This window comes from Vreelandella janggokensis (genome assembly GCF_031451615.1).
GTDB lineage: Bacteria > Pseudomonadota > Gammaproteobacteria > Pseudomonadales > Halomonadaceae > Vreelandella > Vreelandella janggokensis.
This window is the reverse complement of sequence record NZ_JARWAJ010000004.1, coordinates 57,387-77,427: the sequence shown is the minus strand read 5'-3', so window position 1 is coordinate 77,427 and position 20,041 is coordinate 57,387. Positions and strand designations below refer to the sequence as shown.

Genomic DNA, 20,041 nt, shown 5'->3' with positions numbered 1-20,041 from the left:
CTCATTATTCGAAAAGGACTTACTCTTGACGAATACCGGCTTCAGCCGCCACTTCATCCCAGCGAGCAACTTCATCGGCAATGAAAGCTTTGAACTCTTCACCCGCAATCGTGCCTTTCTTCGCGCCCAACTGGTCTACAAAGTCAGTGAACTGCTCGCGCGCCATCACCTTCTGCAGAGCTTCCTGCAGGACCGTAACGCCTTCCTCAGGAAAGCTCTCATTAGCAATCAGACCAAACCAGGCAGTGGTAATGAACTGGTCAAGGTTATATTTACCGATTTCATTAAGAGTTGGCACGTCGGGCAAATACTCTGAACGCTCTGCGGAAGTGACCGCCAAGGCTTTTAGATCGCCGGACTGAATGTGTGAATAGACAGTGGGCATATTCTCGAAAGAGACATCAACATCCCCACCCAACAAGGCAGGAAGTGCTGCACCACTACCCGCGAAAGGCACTGCGGTCATATTGGTCTCAGTCAGCGTTTTGAAGAGCTCACCTGACATATGGATAGAGCTGCCTACACCACTGTGGCTAAAGGTCATGTTTTCCTCTTTAGCCGCTTCGACAAAGTCCGATACGTTGTCATAGGGGCTATCAGCCGGCACCACCATCACGTTAGGGATATCGATCATGTTCTGAATAAACACAAAATCTTCAACCGGATCGTAAGCGAGGTTGGGGTATATGGCTGCTCCGATAGCGTGGCCTGGTGAAGCCATCAGAATTGTATGATCAACGTCCCGACCGCCTCGAGCTAAACGCCCTGTCGCGACAGTAGAGCCTGCACCCGGGCGATTTTCCACCACAACATTGGTATCAAGTTCTTCTTGTAGCAGGTCAGCGACACTGCGTGACAGTACGTCAGTGGTACCACCCGGCGCATAAGGGACGACAAGACGCACATCGTCAGTAGGCCATTCCTGTGCCTGGGCACTCGATACGGAAAGCGATAACGCAATCGCACCGCCGAAGGTGGCTAGTCCTAGGACATTAAGTAGCTTATTCATAATTACCCCTGATGCATTATTTTGTTTGCTATGCGTACATTTATTCGCATTACAATCGTAGGTTACTTTGAAAGGGCAAAAGCCAGATATCCAACTTTAGTTTTATACTGAAAATTTTGTATTTGAGCACTAACTAATGCATTGAAACTGATTCGTCGTAATTACTTCATGGAACAGGTTTTTTTGAGCTAAAAAGTTACTCGTCCTGCTCATAACCGCTAGTTACTGATTAGCGCTATACAGTTGCCACCGGCGTAACCGGTGAGCCAATCGCTCCCGGCAGGCGTAGAGGCGGCGCCGTTAGCAAAAACCGGTTACGCCCTCGACTATGCAGCCAAGCCGCCAGGTCCTTCAGGTACCAGAGTTCTGCCAAGGGTAAACCTAGCTTGAATAGGCAATGGTGATGCAGCGGCAGTTTGGAGCAACAGTCCGGTTCCAGTTCACGATCAAGGTTCTCCACCGCGTAGTTATCAGCACAGATCGCCGCAATGCCACTGGAGGTAATCCACTCCAGCAGCGCCGGATCATTGCCATCAAGTACTGCCCCCGTGTTTTTGAGAACGTCCGGTTGGGGCGTCCCCTCCATGTCAAGCAAGGCTTCGGCAAACCCTGTGCGCAATACCAGCATATCGCCTTGCTCCACCACTACGTCCTGATGTTCCAGCGCCTCCAAAAGCTCTCGGTACCCTACCAGCGTTCTCCCCGAACCGAAGGCTCGCACCAGGTCTACTAAAACCGCCCGACCCTGCATGCCATGCGCGGCCAGTGTCTCGATGCCGAGGCGTCTGGCATAGGAATCGTGACGTTGAGAATGCTCCCCGCTCAAATCAAGCACATCCTGCGCCGCCATGTAGCCATTGTAATAGCGACGCTCAGGCGTACCGTCGTCATCAGCATCGAAAAGAGCACCCACATGGGCCAAGGAGTCCCATTGAGTGGAGTACTGCAACGATAGCTGGACTTGATCATCGCTGATGACGTCGTTCAGCTTGGGACTGTGGGTGGACAGGGGAAAGTTGATGTACTGGTCTTCATCCAGCGCTGTTGGGGTCAATGTCGGTGGTGAACGGCGAGGGTTCAATACGTTCCCACCGGGGATATCCAGAGGCAAAGACAAGCAGAAAGTGACTCCCTCCTGAACTTCCTTGACACCTTTGAGGACCTGCTCTGTCCCGATCAAGTTGACACGCCCCAATTGGTCATTGGGTCCGTAATCGCCCCAATTGCTGCCCTCAGGACGTTTCTTCCAGCGTTGCTGATTCATGGTTCGCCTCCATTTGAGTCTTGCGCAGCGAGTTCAATGATGCGTTGCAGATTGTTCCGCTCTTGAGTCTGGTGACGCGCAAGCGACTCGTCGCTCCAGCGATAAAAGCCTCGCCCTGACTTGGCCCCCAGACGCCCCTCGGCCACATACTTTTCAAGAAGCGCTGCAGGCTGCTGGCTTGCATCAAGATCTGGATAGAGATACCGAGCAATATGCAGATGCGTGTCCAAGCCATTGAGATCGCGCTGACGCAAGGGGCCGTTCAAAGCCATCCGCACACCGATGGAGTACTGCACGATGTCATCCAGCGCCTCAGCCTCTACCACGCCATTCTCCAGCAAGGAGAGGCATTCACGCATGACCGCATGCTGGATCCGGTTGGCGACGAAACCGGGCACGCAAGTCTTGAGCACCGCTGGCCGTTTCCCCAACCGCGTCAACCAATCGCGAGTCTTTTGCACTGTGTCAGCATCAGTGTGGCTACCGGGAACGACTTCAACAGTGGGCACAATGTCCGCGGGATTAAAGAAGTGAGCTCCCACGAATCGTTGTGGAACGTGCATGGTGCTGCCTATTTCGTCGATCGGTATCCCCGACGTATTGGTCATGATGATGGTGGTGTCATTCACGCTAGCTTCGATCTGTGCCACGACCTTCTGTTTGACCTCGACATTTTCGGTCACGCTCTCAATGACGAAGTCAGGGACCTCCGCCATTTTCAAATCCGTGGCGAAGCAGGTCATAGTCGCATGGGTTTCTAAACGCTGACGGCTGCTTTCCAACACGTTCTGATTGGTATCCACAACGGTGACCTGGATGCCATTAACCGCCATCAACTTGGCCAGTGTGGTGCCCATCGTGCCAGCACCCACCACGACTGCTCGCAAAGCCTCTTCTTGCATCAGCTCTCTCCCTTCGCCTGGAATGGCGATTTATCTCAAGCGGCATAGACAAATGTCGCATTGAATAAAATGATTCGCAGGTTAAATATAAGCTCACGACACGAACTTATGTACGCTATACGTACAAAATAGACCATGATAAACACATCTACAATAAGAGGCTGCTTCCTATGAATGCGCTGGCAAATTTCTTCACCCGGCTCGTTAACCGGTACATGCCCGACCCTCTAGTCATCGCTATCCTCCTAACCGTACTCACCATGCTCCTGGCGGTGCTAATGCAAGGCACTAGCCCACTGGATGCGGTGCGTTACTGGGGCGACGGCTTCTGGGACCTGCTGGCCTTCAGCATGCAGATGACGGTCATCCTTCTGGCAGGCTATATCCTTGCCAAGACGCCTTTGGTGGATGGTGCTCTCAACCGCCTCGCTGCTCGCGTGAAGACACCGTTCATGGCGATTGTCGTCGCCACCTTGGTGGGCGGCATTGGCAGCTGGCTGAACTGGGGTTTCGGCTTGGTAATAGGCGGCATCGTTGCTCAGAAACTGGCGCTCAACGTAAAAGGCTTACACTACCCGCTTGTGATCGCCGCGGCGTACTCGGGTTTCGCCCTTTATGGCATCGGCCTATCAGGTAGTGTCCCATTGCTGATCGCCACGGAGGGGCATTTTCTTCAAGATGCCATCGGTCTGATCCCATTAAGCGAAACGATTTTCTCGCCCATCCTCTTGATTACCAGCGCTCTGATTCTGCTCACTTTGCCTTTCTTCAATGCCTGGCTGCACCCCAAGCTGGATAAGGACATCGTGGAAATCGACCCAAGCACTGTCGCAAAACCGACTGCAGCGCCCTTACCCGGAGACGAGAAAGTCACCATTGCCGAGCGCTTGAATCGTAGCCGGGTGGTAGGTATCGGCATCGGCTTGCTGGGCATGCTGTATATAGCGCTGTACACAGTCGACGGGGGGTCGCTGAACCTAAATACTGTCAACTTCGCCTTTCTGTTCCTGGGGATACTCCTTTTTGCATCACCCGCCAACTACTTGGCCGCACTGGCGGACGGCATCCGCATCGTCTCGGGTATTATCGTGCAATACCCCTTCTACGCCGGGATCATGGGGATTCTGGTGAGCTCAGGCCTGGTGGTTTCGTTTGCGAATACATTCGTTGATATCTCCAGTGCCCAAACCTTGCCTATCTGGTCATTCATCAGCGGCGCCATCATCAACCTGCTGGCACCATCCGGCGGCGGTCAATGGGCAGTCCAGGGTCCGGTCATGGTGCAAGCCGCTACGGAAATCGGTGCCTCCCAAGCAGCCACGGCGCTCGCCGTACAGATTGGTGACCAGTGGAGCAACATGATCCAGCCGTTCTGGATCCTCCCGGTGCTGGCCATTTCCGGTTTGAAGTTGCGCGATGTGATGGGCTATATGGTGTTGATCCTGATCTACCTGGGCATCATCTACGGCAGCGCCATGCTGATTTGGGGCTACCTCGGTGCTTAACCACGTTCACTAACAGAGGTTTGCAAATGCCATTTTTGATCGAGACCTTCGACAAGCCCGACCTCCAGGCCCTGCGCCTGGAGGTACGTCAAGAACATCTAGATTACCTGGATGCCAACGTGGATATTCTGCTGGCCTGTGGGGCCAAGCTCTCCGATGACGGTGAAACGGCGTCAGGCGGTATTTACCTTCTCGACCTGGACAGCCGAGAAGAAGCGGAGCGCTTCATCGAGGGTGACCCATTCCACCAGGCAGCACTATTTGACGAGGTCAAGATCGTGCGTTGGCGGCAGGCCTACCTGAACCGGCAGAACACCCTTTAGGTCAGGCATAACCTTGTCGCAACAGTACATTGGAGAAAGACGATGTTGTTTCATGTAGAAATGGTAGTAAAGCTCCCGCCCGATATGCCGGCCGAGCAAGTGGCTGACATCAAGGCAAGGGAGAAAGCCTACTCACAGGAGCTACAACGCCAGGGCAAATGGCGCCATCTATGGCGAGTTGCCGGCAGTTACGCCAATGTCAGCATATTCGACGTCAATGACAACGCCGAACTGCAAGAAATCATCAGCGGCTTACCCCTGTTTCCCTACATGGATATCCAGGTAAAGCCGCTATGCCGCCATCCCTCCTCAATACGTGAGGACGACTCATAACCAAGCTTCATCGCCTCGCTGACCTGTCAGCGAGGCCGACGTGCCTGCCCTCCTTCACTCAATCATCATGCCTACCGAGGAAACCCCAATGAGCCAAGACGCCGCCCAAAGCCAAGCAAATCAAAGCCACTGCGCCGTGGTGACTGGCGGAGCAAGAAACATCGGCCAGGCCATCGCCTTGCGTTTACAGCAAGATGGTTATCGCGTGGTCGTGGTGGATATCGTCGAACCCGAAGCCCACTCCCTGCAAGCGGATTCCCATCAAGTCGACCTTTCTGATGCCGACGCAACTCGCCGTGTCATGTCGGAAATTGCCGAGCGTTTTCAGGTGACGCGACTGATCAACAATGTCGGCATTGTTGCCCCAGCGCTGATTGAGGAAGCACAACTCGAAGACTTCGACAAACTGATGCACCTGAATGTGCGTTCGGCACTGATCTGTACGCAGTCGCTATTGCCTAGTATTAAGGCTAACGGTAAGGGTCGCATCGTTCTGAACACCAGCCGAGTGGTACTTGGGAAAGAAGCGCGCACCATATACAGCGCCACTAAAGGAGCGCTGCAATCCATGGCCCGAACATGGGCGCTGGAACTCGCTGAACACGGTATTACCGTGAACTGCGTTGCGCCTGGGCCTATTGCCACCAGCGCCTTCTGGCAAAATAATCCACCCGATTCAGAGCGTGCCCGGCGTATAGTCGAAAATATTCCCTTAAAACGCATGGGCCAGCCTGAGGATGTCGCCCAGGCGGTAAGTTTCTTCTGCGACGAACATAGTGGATTCATCACTGGCCAGACGCTTTTCGTCTGTGGTGGTGTCACGGTAGGGTAAGCGACGCGCCTGAGCCCTGAGCCCTGAGCCCTGAACCCTGAGCCCTGAGCCCTGAGCCCTGAGCCCTGAGCCCTGAGCCCTGAGCCCTGAGCCCTGAGCCCTGAGCTATGCTAGCGAAAATTAGTGGTCGCCTCCGCAACCGTAATGTGATCTGCTTCAGAGTGTTGCAATCATGTGAGCTTCAGTGATATTCATTCTCGAAGTTTTATATTTGATGGTATCAATAACCAAGTGCAACACTTCAACTATCAGGTAGGGTATTGTCATGAATCATTGTTATATCTGAAGGTCAGATCCAATATCATGTTGATGGAAGTTCAACACACTATCCGTGATATCACGCGTCAGTTGGGAAGTGCACCTAGCACCATTTCACGAGAACTGGAACGCCACGTTGAATAGTTGCAGATTGCGTAAGTCGGAAAGCTGCGCGCCGATGCGACGCTCAGCACTGAGCGACTTTCATTTTCCGCCCCATCTCAAGCATGAAGTAACACCAGCCTAAGTAGCTGCCCTTGATATAACATTGTGTTACCGTTTCTTGCTTGCTGGCACGCTGAGTGGCAGGACCAAAAATTTTAGCTGTCATGCTCCATGTGAATTTACTAACCGGCAATCGGAGGTCTCAATGAGCAAACGACTCGACATCTGGTTTTTGCTTTCTCGGTGAGCTAGGTCGGGTCAAAACGATTTGCGAACCGCCTTGGAAAAGAAGAAACGCACTGTATAAAGAAGTTGCCTAATCCAAGTAGGTTAGGTTAGTTTCCCAGCTTTTACTGCTTATATCGATTGCAGTCTGCACGCCCTCAGCATCACCCGCCTTAAAAGCAGCATATATCGCTTTATGATCCCTCAAGGCCACTTCAGGCAATGTCTGCATCGATGTTTCGAGAGCTGCTTCGATCAATTGAATCAGCGTCTCTCCCACCCGAATGGTCATTGGGTTGTGGGTCGCATGCAAGATCGCACGATGAAACGCCCCGTCGTGGTGTGCGGTTTGTTCATTGTTCATGATAGCGGCTTCCATCTCATTGATCGCTTGGCAGATGCGCGAGTGATCCGCTGGCGTGGCGTTGTGCATCGCCTGAAGGGTGTAAGCTGGCTCAAACATCAGGCGGAACTCCATCACATCACGCGTCATCCCCCGGGCAAGAATCATCCCGAATGCCATGGGATCCACAATCGGGTCACCCGGATCGCGACGAATCATGGTGCCCTGACCACGGCGAACTTCAACGACGCCTATCGCCTGCAACATCTTAATGGCCTCGCGCACACTCGACTTGCCAATGCCCAGGCTTTGGGTGAGCTCGTTTTCTGAGGGCAGGTAGTCACCTGGTTTTAGTTCACCACGAATCAATGCCGCTTTGATCCGCTCAAGAATCTGCATAGCGACGGAACTGCGCTCCATGGAACCACCGAAGGGTTCGCTTGAGTAGGATCTCTCGGCGAGACGGGGTTTCAGACTCATGTATTTTCTCGCTTTGTCAGTCTTTCCAAATTTTATCAATTGAAACAATTAGCTGGCGTGCCATTGCAGTAAAAATTAAGCATGTCTTGACGCTTCGTTGGGATCTTATAAATCAATACGTTGATCATTATAGCTTGCAAGAGTGCTGAATCTTTGGCTAGAGTCATTATCATGATATCAGACATCAGATGTCTGCCATGTGATGATATTGGGCATCATAATGACAACACCGAAGATAATGGTTCTAACCACAGGCGGCACCATTGCCAGCGGCCAAACTGACTCAGGCCGCCATCGTTCAGGCGCTCTCAAAGGTGAGTCCCTACTGTCGCAAGTCGCTTTGCCTGAGGGACTGACGGCACAAGTCGAAGTGAAATCAGTGCTTCAAAAATCAAGTAATGCCATCACTTTGGATGACTTGATGATGCTGAGTGCCCAATGTCAGGTGCTTTCTGAGTCCCCTGAGGTAATGGGCATAGTGATCACGCACGGTACGGACACCTTGGAAGAAACCGCTTTTTTCTTGGATATAACGCTTTCCGACAAAGTCCCAGTTGTCATTACCGGTTCTCAGCGCGCTCCCCACGAACCTGGCACAGATGCTTTTCGCAATATCGCCGACGCCATCAAGTTGGCAGCTTCACCTCAGGCGCAAGGGCTTGGCGCCCTAGTGTTATTTAACCAGACAATTTTTGCCGCCCGGCAGGTGCGTAAGGTCAATACCTTCCAGTTGGCGGGCTTCGCTGCTCCGGAAACAGGTTCCCTCGGTTACATTGACGGCACTCGAATACATCTAGCCGCCAAGCCAGTCCGTCCGAACCCTATCAGTGCGACGCTTGCGAAGACGCTACCGCGAGTTGACATACTGCCCGCCTACCTCGGGGCCTCTAACGATCTCATCGAAACGGTTATCAACCATGGTAGCCAAGGCCTGATCATCGACGCCTTGGGGCGTGGTCATGTTCCTCCTGACTGGCGCTCGCCAATCGCCCGGGTAGTTTCGCAAGGTATACCCGTGGTGATTGTCAGCAGTTGCCACGTAGGGCCCATAGAAGCCGTTTACGAATTTGAAGGCAGCCTCTGCGACCTCGTGTCTGCAGGTGCAATACCCCTACAGGATATCAGTGCTCGGAAAGCCCGATTGGCACTCTCCGTTCTGCTTGCCTCATCCCCCAATGGGTCGATTGAGGCGAGTTTGAAAACTCTGACTAGCGCGGATGCAGCGAAACATAACGCTTAGTATCGCGCATTGTCAGGTCTGCAAGCCATATAGTAATGGACACACCCAACGACCTCTAGAGGTACGACATGAATAAGAAGCTGATGAAAACATCACTGGTTGCTGCCGTAGCAGCCGCCACTTTCGGGATGAGCCAGGCAAATGCTGCCGAGTATAACTTCACATTCGCTCACGTCCTGATCGAAGACACTCCCAACGGTAAAGCTGCCTTACGCTTTAAAGAAGAAGTCGAGGAGAACTCCGACGGACGTATCAGCATACAAGTATTGCCCGCCGCCCAAGTAGGAGGCGATGTCGAGATCATTGAGCAGATCCAGATGGGCCTTGTGGATATCGGGATTCCGCCGACTGCCACGCTCGGCAATTTTGAAGAGCGCTTACAGATTCTCGACTTGCCGTTCCTCATTTCAGATTACGACACCATGGTCAAACTTCTTGACGGTGACGTCGGCCGAGAGATTCTCGATACCCTGGATGATCAAAACATGTACGGGGTGAACTTCTGGGGTGCCGGTTTCCGTCATATGACCAACAATGAACGCCCCATCGAGACGCCCGAGGATCTGGAGGCCATTCGCATGCGCACCATGCAGGCCCCGATCATTATCTCGACATACGAACACTTCGGTGCCAATGCGACGGCCATGGCCTTCACGGAAGTATATAACGGCCTGCAGCAAGGTGTGGTATCAGGCCAAGAAAACCCGCTGGCCAATATTTACACCATGCGCTTCCATGAAGTGCAGGATTACCTGTCTTTGACCAGCCATGCTTACCACGCCTATGCGGCCGTTATTAATACTGACTCATGGAACTCGCTCCCTGAAGACCTTCAGCAAGTCATGCTAGATGCCTTCGAAACTGGCCGCGATGCTTCTCGGGAACTGACCCTCGAAGATGAAAAGGAAATACTCGCCTCTCTAGAAGAAAGTGAGATCGAGATCAACGAGATTTCGGACGAGGCTCGCGAAGCGTTCGTCGAAGCCAGCATTCCGATCCATGAAGAGTACGAAGACGTGGTAACCACCGAATTACTTCACAAGGTATACGACGTCGTTGGCATCGACTACTGAGACTCGCAGGGCGCTTTTATAGCGCCCTCTCTCGCTCTCGCGTTTTACTACGAAATGGCCTAACCATGTTCGCAACGCTAAACAAGATTCTTGACCGCTTGGAAAGCATGGCAATGGTGCTCTTCATGTCCATTGCCACCCTCCTTACGTCTGTCCAAGTAGTCTATCGCTACGGCTTCAACAGTTCGCTGTTCTGGGTTGAAGAGGTCGTCATTTACTCCATCATCTGCATGAGTTTCGTAGGCGCAAGTATGGGAGTTCGACACGGCGCGCACATATCTGTCGACGTGCTTAACGCCTTTGCGCCGCCTGCTGTCAATCGCTGGCTTCATATCACGGCGGCTGCGCTAGGGATCGCATTTGCTGGCTTCATGGTCTTCTACGGTTTTCAGCTGTTCTTCAGCACCTTGGGGAGAGGTCAGTTGACTGCCGCCCTGCGTTTACCCATGGCCTGGTTTTATTTGCCAATCGCCATATCGGGGCTGCTGCTGGTCGTCCGATACCTTTGGGTCATCCATGAAGCCTGGACCAAACCGCCGGTTAGCCTCGCTGAAGAGCTTGCCGCTGCAAAAGACAAGCTCGTCTAACGCCTGGAGTTCGTTATGATTACAGCACTTCTGCCAATCTTCTTTGCAGTGCTGCTCTTGGGGCTGCCGATTTTTGCTGCCTTGGCATTTGCGGTCTTTCTTGCTATTCAGTTTTTCGGTGGCACAGATCCCGTCATTGTGCCAATGCGCATGTTTACCGGGATGAACAATTTCTCGCTGATGGCAATCCCGTTCTTCATCCTGGCGGCGGAACTGATGCGCATTGGCGGTCTCTCAGAGCGACTGATCGAACTCGCCAAGGCTCTTGTGGGTTGGGTGCCGGGTGGGTTGGCTGCTGCCACCGTCCTCTCTTGTCTTCTGTTTGGGTCAATTTCTGGCTCCAGCCCAGCCACCGTTGTCGCTATCGGCTCAATCATGTTCCCCGCTCTGGTCGCAGCAGGCTACGACAAGCGCTTCGCGATTGGCCTCATTGCCACTGCCGGGACCCTTGGGCCAATCGTACCCCCCAGTATCGCGCTGATCATTTATGGTTCTGTGACGGGTACGTCAGTGGGACAGCTATTCGCCGCTGGTCTCCTCCCCGCCATCCTGATCGCCTCGCTGCTGATTGCCTACTGCATCATCTATTCCTCAATCAAGGGATACGCCCGCGAGCCCTTTCCTACGCTCAAGGAAATAGTGGGGGCATTCAGATCTGCTGCCTGGGGTCTGGGGCTGCCTTTCATTCTGCTCGGCGGCATCTATAGCGGCGTTTTCACCCCGACCGAATCTGCAGCCGTCGCCTGCATGTATGGTCTTTTCGTCGGCATGGTGATCTACCGCACCATAAGCTTACAGAACCTGTTAGGCACGCTACGCAGTTCAGGACTTACGTCAGCGACCCTTCTTCTGATCACCGCTGGCGCTTCGGCCTTCTCCTGGCTGTTGGCGATTACCGGTACGCCCACGCAACTCGCTAATGAGGTGCTCTCGCTAACGGACGAACCCGTGCAGGTAATGGCGCTATTTAATGTCGTGATGATCATTGCGGGGTTCTTCTTAGACAGCGCCTCAGCCATTATCGTCCTCTCGCCGTTGCTTGAGCCAATTGCCGGTCGCGTCGGCGTCGACTCCGTGCACTTTGGTGTCATCACATTGGTAAATTTCTCTGTAGGCATGATCACGCCGCCGGTCGGTCTCAACCTGTTCGTCGCCATGGCAATCTCCAGGATGTCACTGGTGGAAGTCTTTAAAGCCTGTCTGCCGATGATCCTGATGATGTTCATCGCCTTGATCATTCTCACTTATGTGCCAATGCTCAGCACCTGGTTGCCATCACTGATCTACTGAGCGGTCTTCATAGGAGGATCAGATAATGAAAAGGTCTACATCACTCGCCGAAAGCATTGATGGCCAGCGTTTCTGGGACGACATGCTAAAGCAGGCAGAGATCGGTGCATTAATACCCCGCGGCCTGGGCCGCCTGGCACTGGATGACAATGACAATAACGCCCGATGCTGGTTAGTCGAACAAGGCCGCGCGCTTGGCTGCGAGGCCTTCTACGATGCCATGGGCAATGTTTTTTTGCGCCGAGAGGGACGCGATCCAAACCTGCCTCCTCTGTTGATCGGCAGCCACCTCGATAGCCAGCCCAATGCTGGCATCTATGACGGAACACTCGGGGTGCTGGCCGGTCTAGCGGTGCTTCGTGCTTTGCAGGAAAGCGACTTCCCTCACCAGCAGCCGGTGGAAGTCGTGTCTTGGACAAATGAAGAAGGCGCCCGCTTCGCACCTGGTGCATCAGGATCATCCTGGTTCGCAGGCCAGCGCGAAACAGCGCGCATTCTCGGCACAGTCGATGATGACGGCGTTCGCTTTGCCGATGCGCTGAGTACATGCCAAACACTGCTCGACGCTGACAAGGTAAGCTATCGCCCTTATCCGTTTACCCCTTCCGCCTTTCTTGAACTTCATATCGAGCAAGGACCAGTGCTGGAATCACTCGGGGTACCAGTCTGCACCGTAAAAGGCATTCAGGGCGTTAACTGGTACAGCATCACGGTAAATGGCCAGGCCAACCATGCAGGCACCACACCAGAGCACGCACGAAGAGATGCCTTTACTGGCGCCCATGGACTGATAACCGCACTTCGCGAGGCGGTGGCCGAACACGGCGAGTCTGTACGATTCACCATCGGCAAATTCACCCTTGAACCTAACGCGACCAATACCATCCCTCAGCAAGCAACGTTCAGCATTGACCTCCGTCACCCCAGCACGGCTGTGCTGACATCCTTGGATAACGCCTTCCAACGCCTCGCCACCGAGACATGGTCCGGCTGTAGTGTCGAGTTGACCGTCAGCTCGCGTGTGTCGCCGGTGGAATTCGATAAAAAGTTAGTCGAGACGCTTGATGCCAGCGTAAAGAAGTACGCCCCCGATGCCCCAAAGTTGGTGTCAGGTGCCTTTCATGACGCCATTCACTTAGCGCATCAATGCCCCACTGCCATGCTGTTCATGCCTTGCCGATCAGGGATCAGCCATCATCCTGATGAGTATATCGAACGCGAGGATGCCGAAATCGCAGTACGGGCATTGGCAGATGCCGTCGGCACTCTGCTAACCCGTTAATTCTTACCCGTGCACAAGGATAAGAAACATGCTAGCTGCAGATACCCTGACCGAACATGGAAGCCCTGCCGGGTAAAGCCGCCGTCGAAGTGGAATCGATCTTAGAAATTCGCTAATAACCAGGAAAGCCACAATGATAGCACCAACGCTCCAACAACCTCTGCGTGCCTTACACAGAGAACTCCGCGACGGCAGTATTACCGCCTTTGATCTCACGGAAAGTGCCATCCAGGCCTACCGAAGCCGTGGGCAGCAGGACCATGCCTATAAGACCTGGAACGGAGATGCCGCCCTCGCCTTCGCCCAGGCAACTGACGCCCTCCTACAACAAGGCGGCGATGCCGGCCGCCTTATGGGGGTGCCCGTATCGATTAAGGATATCTACGCCGTGCCCGGTTTGCCCACCTACGCTGGTTCTTCGCGTCGCCTGCCCCCTGAGTGGGAAACACCGGGGCCGGTAGTCAGCAATCTCCTCAACCAATTACCTGTCATAATGGGAAAGACCCATACCGTCGAGTTTGCCTTTGGCGGCCTAGGAACCAATGCACACCACGGCGCTCCTAGAAACCCTTGGGATCCGGTGGCGCACCGAACACCTGGCGGCTCTAGCTCCGGTGCTGGCGTCTCGCTGGCAAGCGGTACGGCGGCACTAGCCTTCGGTACCGATACCGCCGGCTCGGTACGCGTGCCCGCCAGCATGACCGGTGTCACCGGGCTCAAGACCAGTGTAGGGCGCTGGTCGACTGCACAAATCGTGCCGCTATCGACAACGTTGGACACGCCAGGGCTACTGGCCCACCGCGTTGATGATTTGGCGTTTGCGTTTGACGCCCTCGATCCTGGCTTAAACCCTGGCGGAGGTGCTGTCCCCGCCACGCCCAACCTTGCGGACCTGACATTCGGCGTTCCGGAAACTTTCTTCTGGGACGATTGCAGCCCTGGTATCGCTGAGGCTGTATCTCACGCCATCAAGCAGCTAGAAGCCGCAGGCGCGCGAATCGTCACTCTAGAGCTGCCCAACACCGACGACGCTTTCACGTTATTCCAGCAAGGTGGCGTAGCAGCTGCGGAGCTCGCTGCTTTTCTGCACACCTCACTGCCAGAGGCCATTGAGGCACTAGACCCCAATGTCGCTGCCCGTATTTCGGCGACAGATGGTATGCCAGGATGGGAATACGTTCGTCGTCGCCAGATGATTGATGAGCTATCACACAAAGCAACTGAACAACTCAGTCAGGTAGATGCCATTCTGACGCCCACCGTTGCCATCACCCCACCAACACTTGAGAGCTTGGAGCCCGAGGGCGCGTACCCAAAGGCCAACATGAAAGCATTACGCAATACCGTTATGGCCAACTTCATGGGGCTATGTGCACTCACCCTGCCAATCGGCAAGGACGCCGCCAACATGCCCGTCGGCCTGCAAGTGATGGCCGGTCCATGGCAAGACGCCAGATTACTGGCCATTGGCAAGGCAATAGAGGAACGGCTGGGCAATAGCTTAGACATTCTCGGTCAGGTGCCGCCCGGCGCTTAACTTATCGACGTTGAATCGGCCACAAAATGACCTTCAAGTGCTAAACGCTCCATATTGTCAGAACAATACGGATGGCTATAGCCGTCTATGGTTTGTCACTCAGAGAAGCATTTTAGGTTTTTGTGTGATCAACCCCTTCAGCCATCAAGCAAAGCAGCTCATACATGAGAGTGGCGCCAATCAGCGCTGTGTTACCGCTGGGATCAAAGGGGGGTGATACCTCGACAACATCCGCCCCTATGAGCGGTAAACCACGGAAGCCACGGACGAGCTGAAGTGCTTGCAGGCTGGTAAGGCCGCCGACCTCGGGTGTCCCTGTGCCAGGGGCGAACGCGGGGTCGATACTGTCGATATCGAAAGATAAATACACAGGTCCATCGCCGACGACGCGACGGGCTTCCGCGATGACCGCGTCAATACCCATCGCATCCACTTCTTCCATGAACATGACGCGCATGCCGGTATCGTGAGAATAGTCCCAGCCTTGCGTCGTGTTCTGGGCACCACGAATGCCTATCTGCACGGTGCGTTTGGGATCGATCAGGCCCTGTTCACAGGCAAGCCGGAACGGGCCGCCATGGTGAAATTTGGAGCCTTGAAACTCGTCCCAGGTATCGGTGTGGGCGTCGATCTGGATCAAGCCGACGGGGCCGTCTGCCGCTAAGCCGCGTAAAATGGGAAACGTGATGGAATGATCACCACCCGCGCTCAGTGGGATAACGCCTGCTTTTCGAATGGCGGCGTAATAGGCAGCAATATCATCAGAGACTTTTTCAAGGTCATAGATTGAGGAAAATCGCACATCGCCGATGTCAGCGATGCGTGCCTGGGCAAAGGGATCCAGTCCGGTGATGTGATGCGCGCTACGCATCATGCTCGACTGGTTGCGAATTTCACGCGGTCCGTGGCGGGTGCCGGGGCGATTGCTGACGCCGCCATCAAACGGAATCCCCACCAAGGCAATATCCAGCGCTTCCAAGGTGTCGGCAAGCGGGGCCCGCAGGAAGCTTGCGATCTCTCGGTAACGGGGTTCGTGGCGGGGTAGGTAATGTTCGCCGGTGGCCGCATTTCGGCGAGTACCGTCTGTACCTTTGACCATTTTATGCTCCTTATCGGCTTAAGCGCGCCAAGCTGGCGGCTAGCAGTTGCGTGCCTACGACGGCATCATCGAGTTCGGTATGTTCATCCGGGTGATGACTGAGACCATGGTGACAAGGCACAAACAGCATGGCGGTTGGGCAGTAGTTGGCGAGGTGAATAGCATCATGAAAGGCCCCCGATACCAGGCGAGGCGCGGTGATCCCTAGCTCACCTGCGGCGGCATCAATCTGCGCCGTCAGGGCGTCAGGAAAGGCCACCGGCTCAATGCGCGATAACGAGGCAAGCGTTACCCGGCAACCTGCCCAGGTTTGTTGCGTGATGTCATTGAACGTGGTTTCCATTGCTTTCAGCGTCGCTGCGTCGGGGTGTCGTAAATCGATACTGAAGGTGACGCGGTCGGGAATCGTGTTCACCGAACCAGGGCTGACATCGAATTTGCCGATGGTAAAGCGCACGCGGTCTTCGTTATCCCGTGCCGCTTCCCGTAGCGCGGTTGCCACTGCGCAGGCGCCCTCGAATGCATCGCGACGATGGGCACGCGGGGTGGTGCCCGCGTGGTTGGCGCTCCCCGTGACGGTGACTTCAAACCAACTCACTCCCTGGATACCTTCTACGACACCCACAGAGGCACCCTCGCGCTCAAGGATGGGGCCTTGCTCAATGTGCAACTCGATAAAGGCGTGCATGGGCGTAGACATCGGACGACGCGGCACGTCGGCAGCGTCCATCTCGGCCAAACACGTATCGAGGGCATGCCCCATCGTCATGCCTTCGCTATCTTTAATCAGGCGGGTTTCCTCAAGGCTTCGCACATGGCAGAAAACCGCTGACCCGGAGGTGCCTGGTGAAAACCGCGCCCCTTCTTCATTGGTCCAGCTCACCAGTGATAAAGGGTGGCGTGGGGTAAAGCCAGCCGCTTTGAGCGCGCGAAGTGCTTCAAGACCGGCTAAAACACCCAATGCACCATCGTACTTGCCACCGGCCGGTTGGCTGTCCAGATGACTGCCTGTCACGACAGGGGCCAGCCCGGGGTCGCTGCCGGGTAGATCGAGAAATACGTTACCCATAGCATCGACGCTCGCTTGAGCACCAAGCTCTCTGGCCTGTTCAACCAGCCAGAGACGTGCCCTTGTGTCATGATCATCCAGCGCTAAACGCGCCACACCGCCATCGTCGCGAGCACCGATCATCGCAAGCGTTGCCAGGTCATTGGCTAGACGCTGCGGGTCGACGGCAGCCGCAATGGTGGCCAGGTCAAAAACGGCATGGTTGTCGGGGGAGTCAGGATAGTCCGCCATGGGGCTCTCCGTGGCTGTGTTTATTCGTAAACTTCGAAGTGCACCTCTACCGGCTCGCAGTCCTCCCCATTGATCGGGATGATGTCCTGGGGGCAGGACGACATGGCCACGACACAGTCCATTTCAGCGCGCAGGTCGACGTAATCACCCGGCTTGGACACAGGCGGGCACCAGTCAACGTTCATCTGATCATTAACCGGGATGTTCATCCACAGATTGAACGGTTGCGGAACTTCGGGGGCATCGATGCCAATGGATTTCATGGCCAGGCGCAGGTTATCAGCGCAATTGTCGTGGTAGTCCTTGACGCCTAATGTCATATATCGAAACAGGTCGCAGGCAGCCATTAACGTATCGTGAATACCAGGAGAAGAATCTGCTGTGAGGGTCATGATCGGACGGCGACGGTTGCTGATCAGCGGATCACCTACCTTGGGAATCAACCCGCTGAGCCAGGCACGACCGTGCTCCCAGGACATGAACTCATTGAGATTGTGGGTGCTGAACGCCCAGGTATCGCACACCTGGGTTCCATGGGTATTGATGATGCGGATAGTTTGTCCCGCTTTTAGACGCACTGCTCGTCCACCCCGGGCAGCCACTTCATAACGCTCCCCCAAGACCGGCGTGCCGTCCGGGGAGATTGGCGTGTCCAGGGTGTGGTTGTGGCCACAGGGCTCAGTGTTGCTTTTGGGCATTTGCTCAATACGCGCATGATCAAAGGGTGTCGCAGTATTCATAGGGTTCTCCAAGGATGTTGACCATCGCCTTTACGTTGTAAAAAGTGGATGGCACCGGTTGATAGACGCAGTACGTCCGTTAATCGATATGGCGCTCGCGCCAGGTGTTAAGAAATTGCTGAAGGCGTTCGCTTTGGGGTTGGCGGAATAGCTTGTCAGGCGCGCCGCTCTCCACCACTCGGCCTTGATCCATAAAGATCACGCGGTCGGCCACTTTGGCGGCAAAGCCCATTTCGTGAGTGACGACCACCATGGTCATGCCGTCGGCAGCCAGCTTATTCATTACCTCCAGCACTTCCCCAACCAGCTCTGGGTCGAGAGCGGAAGTAGGTTCATCGAAAAACATCACTCTGGGTTTCATGGCCAGCGCTCTGGCAATGGCGACTCGCTGCTTCTGCCCGCCAGAAAGGCTCTCAGGAAAATGCCCGGCACGGTCGGCCAGACCGACTTGCTCAAGCATGGCCATGCCTTCCTCGTCAGCATCCCGGCGCGAGAGGCCGTTTACCAGTCGCAGCGCCTCGGTCACGTTCTCAAGCGCGGTGCGATGGGGCCATAAATGGAAATGCTGAAACACCATGCCGACCGGGGCGCGCACTTCGTCAACGCGCTTCTCACTGGTGCGAACGCGTTTCCCACCGCTGTCTTCGTAGCCCAACAGTTGGCTGTCTATATAAACGCTGCCGTGGTCATAGGGCTCCAAGAAAGCCAGGCAACGCAACAGGGTCGATTTACCTGAGCCAGAAGGCCCTATCACACAAACCACCTCGGAAGGCAAAAGACTGAAGTCGATATCGGTCAGCACTTCAAGGTCGCCAAATTGCTTGCTTACGCCCTGCGCCTCGACAATCGCTTTTTGTCGGGTAGACGGTGATGTCGCTAAGGTGTCAACCATGGGCATGGCGGGTATCTCCTCGTGGTTCGATGGGGCGTGGTTGACGGTTGGCCAAGCGCTTCTCCAGTGCATAGCCGCCTCGTGCAATCAGCTCAATGATCAGCCAGTAGAGCAGTGCAACCGCCACGTAAGGCTCAATGACCTGGAACGTCTCATTGACAATAGAGGTTGCATTCTTGGTCAGGTCATTCACCGAGATAATCGATATCAGGGCAGACTCCTTCACCAAAATGATTAGCTGGTTGGTGCTTGGCGGCACTATTAAACGCGCCATTTGAGGAATCTGAATCCGGGTTAACACATGCCATGGGGAAATACCGAGCATGCGCGCCGCTTCCAGGTGCCCTTTAGGAACCGACTTGAAGCCGCCGCGGTAGATTTCAGCAAAATACCCCGCACCATACAGGCCGATGCCGACAACGCCAGCGACGCTCGCGCTTAAGGTCAAGCCGATACTGGGGCCGCCGTAGTAGAGTAAAAACAGCAGAATCAGCAGTGGAATCCCGCGGCATAGCTCGACGTAGCAAGCCACCGGATAGCTGAATATCCTTGGGTTCGCGAGCCTAAGGGCGGCAAGCACCAACCCGAGCGAAAGGGCCAGCAAGCAGCCCAGAAAGCAGATCCAAACCGTGTTCCACAAGCCTTGTAGAATAAGTTCACGTGTTTCCCATAGGATGGTGATATCAAACATTCAGGACGCTCCCTTATTCGGTGGCGAGACCGCCAACCATGCGGCGTTCCAAATAAGCGCTGACGCGGGCCAGCACCAGGTTCACGGCCAGATAAAGCAGTGCCGCCGCCAAGTACGTTTCCAGTGGCTGAAACGTACGCGATGCAATCTGCTCGCTAACCCGCATCAATTCCGTGACCGCAATTACCGAGATGAGCGATGAGTTTTTGAGGATAGTGATGATTTCATTCGTCAGTGGTGGCAACGTCAGGCGGAACACCTGAGGCATGATGATGCGCTTTCGGATTTGCCAGGCAGATATGCCTGCCATTCGGGCGGCTTCTATTTGACCCGCAGGAATGTGGCTGATCCCACTGCGAAAAATCTCCGATTGAAACGCCGCTGTATTCAACGTGAGCGTCAGGATTGCGGCGGTAATAGGCGCTATCTCTAGGCCCACTTCCGGTAGCAGGTAGTAGACCAACAGCAACTGCAGTAGGATGGGCGTCCCTCGCCAAAAGCTCCGGTAAAGGCCGCATGGCCAGGCTAATAGGCGATGACGGCTCATCAGCCCGAACGCCATCAAGACACCTAATACCAAGCCTAATGCGATGGCGGAAAGCGAGACCACCAGTGTGGTGGTCAAGCCTTCAGCAAGGGCCGGATAGTGGTTGAGCAGAATCTCAAACATG

20 protein-coding genes are annotated in these 20,041 nt (G+C 54.7%); 10 read left to right on the top strand and 10 right to left on the bottom strand.

From position 1 onward, the window contains the following. Positions 1-19: 19 nt before the first annotated feature. The 3 genes from QC816_RS12200 to QC816_RS12190 all read right to left on the bottom strand — a co-directional run bounded on the left by QC816_RS12200 (position 20) and on the right by QC816_RS12190 (position 3,175). Positions 20-1,009: a Bug family tripartite tricarboxylate transporter substrate binding protein gene (locus QC816_RS12200; protein ID WP_309782535.1), complete on the bottom strand. Its 990-nt coding sequence runs from the start codon at positions 1,007-1,009 to the stop codon at positions 20-22. Between the two features lie 235 nt (positions 1,010-1,244). Continuing rightward, complete coding sequence (locus QC816_RS12195) at positions 1,245-2,273, bottom strand: cyclase family protein (protein WP_309782533.1); 1,029 nt, start codon at positions 2,271-2,273, stop codon at positions 1,245-1,247. Next, positions 2,270-3,175 (bottom strand): 3-hydroxyacyl-CoA dehydrogenase family protein, encoded by a 906-nt coding sequence (locus tag QC816_RS12190; protein WP_309782531.1) that lies wholly within the window; start codon positions 3,173-3,175, stop codon positions 2,270-2,272. The genes QC816_RS12195 and QC816_RS12190 overlap by 4 nt, the downstream gene beginning before the upstream one ends. 170 nt (positions 3,176-3,345) lie before the next feature. On the opposite strand from QC816_RS12190, the gene QC816_RS12185 reads away from it, so the two are divergent. The 4 genes from QC816_RS12185 (at position 3,346) to QC816_RS12170 (ending at position 6,168) form a co-directional block, all read left to right on the top strand. Beyond that, positions 3,346-4,680: a short-chain fatty acid transporter gene (locus QC816_RS12185; protein ID WP_253024700.1), complete on the top strand. Its 1,335-nt coding sequence runs from the start codon at positions 3,346-3,348 to the stop codon at positions 4,678-4,680. Between the two features lie 26 nt (positions 4,681-4,706). Next, entirely contained in the window at positions 4,707-5,003 is a 297-nt protein-coding gene (locus QC816_RS12180; protein WP_253024702.1) for a YciI family protein, read from the top strand. A gap of 42 nt (positions 5,004-5,045) precedes the next feature. Then, positions 5,046-5,336: a muconolactone Delta-isomerase gene (gene catC / locus QC816_RS12175; RefSeq protein ID WP_309782528.1), complete on the top strand. Its 291-nt coding sequence runs from the start codon at positions 5,046-5,048 to the stop codon at positions 5,334-5,336. Positions 5,337-5,424: 88 nt separating this feature from the next. Then, the gene (locus tag QC816_RS12170; RefSeq protein WP_309782526.1) at positions 5,425-6,168 is read left to right on the top strand and encodes an SDR family NAD(P)-dependent oxidoreductase; all 744 of its coding nucleotides are present in this window, start codon (positions 5,425-5,427) and stop codon (positions 6,166-6,168) included. 739 nt (positions 6,169-6,907) lie between these two features. On the opposite strand, the gene QC816_RS12165 is transcribed toward QC816_RS12170, so the two are convergent. Beyond that, positions 6,908-7,639 (bottom strand): FadR/GntR family transcriptional regulator, encoded by a 732-nt coding sequence (locus QC816_RS12165; protein WP_309782524.1) that lies wholly within the window; start codon positions 7,637-7,639, stop codon positions 6,908-6,910. 220 nt (positions 7,640-7,859) lie between these two features. Here QC816_RS12165 and QC816_RS12160 point away from each other — a divergent pair, with 220 nt between their 5' ends. The 6 genes from QC816_RS12160 to QC816_RS12135 all read left to right on the top strand — a co-directional run bounded on the left by QC816_RS12160 (position 7,860) and on the right by QC816_RS12135 (position 14,648). Further along, the gene (locus tag QC816_RS12160; protein WP_309782521.1) at positions 7,860-8,879 is read left to right on the top strand and encodes an asparaginase; all 1,020 of its coding nucleotides are present in this window, start codon (positions 7,860-7,862) and stop codon (positions 8,877-8,879) included. A 68-nt stretch (positions 8,880-8,947) separates the two neighbouring features. Beyond that, positions 8,948-9,952, top strand: a complete 1,005-nt coding sequence (locus QC816_RS12155; protein WP_309782519.1) for a TRAP transporter substrate-binding protein — start codon at positions 8,948-8,950, stop codon at positions 9,950-9,952. Between the two features lie 65 nt (positions 9,953-10,017). After that, entirely contained in the window at positions 10,018-10,539 is a 522-nt protein-coding gene (locus QC816_RS12150; RefSeq protein ID WP_309782517.1) for a TRAP transporter small permease, read from the top strand. Between the two features lie 15 nt (positions 10,540-10,554). After that, positions 10,555-11,829 (top strand): TRAP transporter large permease, encoded by a 1,275-nt coding sequence (locus tag QC816_RS12145; RefSeq protein WP_309782515.1) that lies wholly within the window; start codon positions 10,555-10,557, stop codon positions 11,827-11,829. A gap of 25 nt (positions 11,830-11,854) precedes the next feature. Next, the gene (locus tag QC816_RS12140) at positions 11,855-13,111 is read left to right on the top strand and encodes a M20 family metallo-hydrolase (RefSeq protein ID WP_309782513.1); all 1,257 of its coding nucleotides are present in this window, start codon (positions 11,855-11,857) and stop codon (positions 13,109-13,111) included. A 133-nt stretch (positions 13,112-13,244) separates the two neighbouring features. Further along, positions 13,245-14,648 carry an amidase gene (locus QC816_RS12135; protein ID WP_309782512.1) on the top strand — a complete coding sequence of 468 codons (1,404 nt, stop codon included), beginning with the start codon at positions 13,245-13,247 and terminating at the stop codon, positions 14,646-14,648. A gap of 112 nt (positions 14,649-14,760) precedes the next feature. Here QC816_RS12135 and speB read toward each other — a convergent pair whose 3' ends face one another. The 6 genes from speB to QC816_RS12105 form a co-directional block, all read right to left on the bottom strand. Continuing rightward, positions 14,761-15,747: an agmatinase gene (speB, locus tag QC816_RS12130; RefSeq protein WP_309782510.1), complete on the bottom strand. Its 987-nt coding sequence runs from the start codon at positions 15,745-15,747 to the stop codon at positions 14,761-14,763. A gap of 10 nt (positions 15,748-15,757) precedes the next feature. Then, entirely contained in the window at positions 15,758-17,047 is a 1,290-nt protein-coding gene (locus QC816_RS12125; RefSeq protein ID WP_309782508.1) for a M20 family metallo-hydrolase, read from the bottom strand. 20 nt (positions 17,048-17,067) lie between these two features. Continuing rightward, complete coding sequence (locus QC816_RS12120; protein WP_309782506.1) at positions 17,068-17,787, bottom strand: DUF1989 domain-containing protein; 720 nt, start codon at positions 17,785-17,787, stop codon at positions 17,068-17,070. A gap of 79 nt (positions 17,788-17,866) precedes the next feature. Further along, positions 17,867-18,685, bottom strand: a complete 819-nt coding sequence (locus tag QC816_RS12115) for an amino acid ABC transporter ATP-binding protein (RefSeq protein ID WP_066315887.1) — start codon at positions 18,683-18,685, stop codon at positions 17,867-17,869. Continuing rightward, positions 18,672-19,370, bottom strand: a complete 699-nt coding sequence (locus QC816_RS12110; protein WP_309782504.1) for an amino acid ABC transporter permease — start codon at positions 19,368-19,370, stop codon at positions 18,672-18,674. The genes QC816_RS12115 and QC816_RS12110 overlap by 14 nt, the downstream gene beginning before the upstream one ends. A 13-nt stretch (positions 19,371-19,383) precedes the next feature. Then, a complete protein-coding gene (locus QC816_RS12105; RefSeq protein ID WP_309782502.1) occupies positions 19,384-20,040 on the bottom strand; it encodes an amino acid ABC transporter permease in 657 nt (218 codons plus the stop codon). Position 20,041 lies beyond the last annotated feature (1 nt).